Here is a 2,218-nt window from a genome sequence, read left to right as displayed (position 1 = left end):
TATCGGCTGTTTTGCCGGAAAAATGCCCAAATCCTCAACCCTAAATCAATTGACCCAAAGTCTTAGCCACCCCGCACAAGTTGCCATAAGAAGTCGGAGTGGCTAGAGGAGTGTTACTATTTCTTCTAGCTTCCAGACTGGTCTGGTCAGTTTGGGGGTTAGCCGCTCAGAGCTGCGCGAACAGCTTTGAGTGGCGCTAAGAGTTTTCGGTTTAATTTGGATTATTTTAGCAGATTGAAGGATGGATGCTCCAGCGTCAAGGTTTTGTTACAAAAGTTTGTAGTCAGTACCCCAGCGTTTATGGCGCTAAAGCGCAACTACGAACATAACTTTAGCTATTACTGGCAATGCTGATCGCTGCTTTAGCGGCTAACTTGTGAGTGGCTTGATGGCACGCAAGTAAGACTAGATTAAATCCTTCGGGTTGTATGTCTTGTAGGGATAGGATTTGACAGGGTTGCAATTGTAAGTAAAGATCGGCTAATTCCCGTAACGGTGAATTTTCCATCTCTTTAGTATAACGCTTGGCATTTTTGAGTCCTAGCTCGATGACTAAAAGGTGGGTGGGAATGGTGCTAACGGTGTAGTGATCACTAATTAAATGAATTCGTTTTTGTCCAGCCATTGATGCGACGAGTTCTAAACCTTTGATGGCGGCTAAAATTTCAGCCTCTGTTGAATTACTACAATTTTCCAGTGGATAGCTATAGTGTTGCCAATCAAGGGAAAAATTTGCCTCAGATTGTTCCTCCTGCTGAGAGAGGCGTGTCAGGATAACCACTCCAGCCCCAGCAGTATTCTGTGACTGTAGATAACTCCCATCTACAACTACCCAAATTTCCGGTTCAAATAATGCAAGTAATTTGATGCCTGTTCGTTCTTGAGGAGTGACAACGTGTTCCTCCGCTTTTAATTCCTCAGCATTCATGAATGGTTAAAAGAATAGAAGGGTAAGTGTTAGGGTGGGCATTGCGACACGGGATACTCCTGGCATCTTACCCTGTAGGATATGCAATGCCCACCAAACGTATGGGGGTAGACTGCTACTGGATGAGTGTGTCAAAATGTAGCCATACAGAGACAACAATTAGCCCAATTGGTAGAGCGTCCGATAGAGGTACAGCATCCAAAAAACCTTCGCTTGATGCCGATCTATCATTAGTTCAATGAGGTTATTCCGGCTGGAAACTAATCGTCCATCGCTAGCATCTTCAAGCGTTTCAATATCCTTAACACATCATATAAATCATGACCTGGGTTAAACATATCAAAAATTCTAGACATGGCATATTGAGGTAAGGGATTCTGTACCAATTTGAGAAAGCGAAAACTACTGCCATTGACAATTAGTCCAAAACTCGGACGTTCGGGATGAGGATTGGATAACATATAGGCTAAAATTTGAGGTCTGGCTATATCGAGAGAAAAATCTGCCTTTTTGGACTCAATTACGACTAACCACAGTCGTTCTAGTAATACTAAGACATCAATATCCCCTCTAATCAATATGCCCTTATCTTCTGCGGAGATCTGGGTAGACGCTTCGGATTTAATATGTAAGGGGAATTGGTAGAAGTCAGCTAAATCCAAGAACTGACCTAGGACGACCATTTTGACGGTGTTTTCTAAGGTTGGTGGATATTTTAAAAGGTTAGAAAAGTTTGTTTCAATGCGATCAAGTCGTTGCTTTTCTGTGTCACTAATATCCGGTAAATTGTCTTGCCACTCGCGGAAAAACTGTTCCTGCTTAGTAAACTGAAGCCCAAACCGAGTTTCCAAGTCAAGTAATGTAGCATTTTTTGCCTGAATTGTTTGTACCATCGTTTTGACCTGACTCTGAGGTATAAGCTAGACAAAGGTGGAATTCATTGCAATTTTACTACATTTGATGAATTAACTTTACCCCCCGGAAACCGTAGGGGCGCACCGACGTGCGCCCAATCCAATGGTAATATCTATTCCACCATTTTAAAGGGCGGGTTTTGAAGCAACGTTATTATCAATAGCGGAATAAAAGTCCATAAACCCGCCTCTACATGGGTAAACAATTAGTCACGACAATTGAAAAAGGGCGGGGTTTGAACTAACGTTATTATCAATAGCACAATGAAAGCCCATAAACCCGCCCCTACATGGGTAAACAATTAGGAAAAATTAATCTCGCCATAAGGCAATTCCGCCTAATAATCCGTTGATATTGGGGACAATTTTGACATTG

Annotated in this window: 2 protein-coding genes; both read right to left on the bottom strand. The window is 42.3% G+C overall.

Annotated features, from left to right (window positions below; all coding sequences use genetic code 11):
* Positions 1-331 precede the first annotated feature (331 nt).
* The gene (locus RIE73_RS27815) at positions 332-928 is read right to left on the bottom strand and encodes a reverse transcriptase-like protein (protein WP_446399203.1); all 597 of its coding nucleotides are present in this window, start codon (positions 926-928) and stop codon (positions 332-334) included.
* Between the two features lie 260 nt (positions 929-1,188).
* Positions 1,189-1,821 carry a type I restriction endonuclease gene (locus RIE73_RS27810; RefSeq protein ID WP_446404261.1) on the bottom strand — a complete coding sequence of 211 codons (633 nt, stop codon included), beginning with the start codon at positions 1,819-1,821 and terminating at the stop codon, positions 1,189-1,191.
* Positions 1,822-2,218 lie beyond the last annotated feature (397 nt).

The sequence above is a fragment of the Coleofasciculus sp. C1-SOL-03 genome, assembly GCF_040220555.1.
Classification (GTDB): domain Bacteria; phylum Cyanobacteriota; class Cyanobacteriia; order Cyanobacteriales; family Coleofasciculaceae; genus Coleofasciculus.
This window is presented reverse-complemented; position numbering and strand designations above follow the sequence as displayed.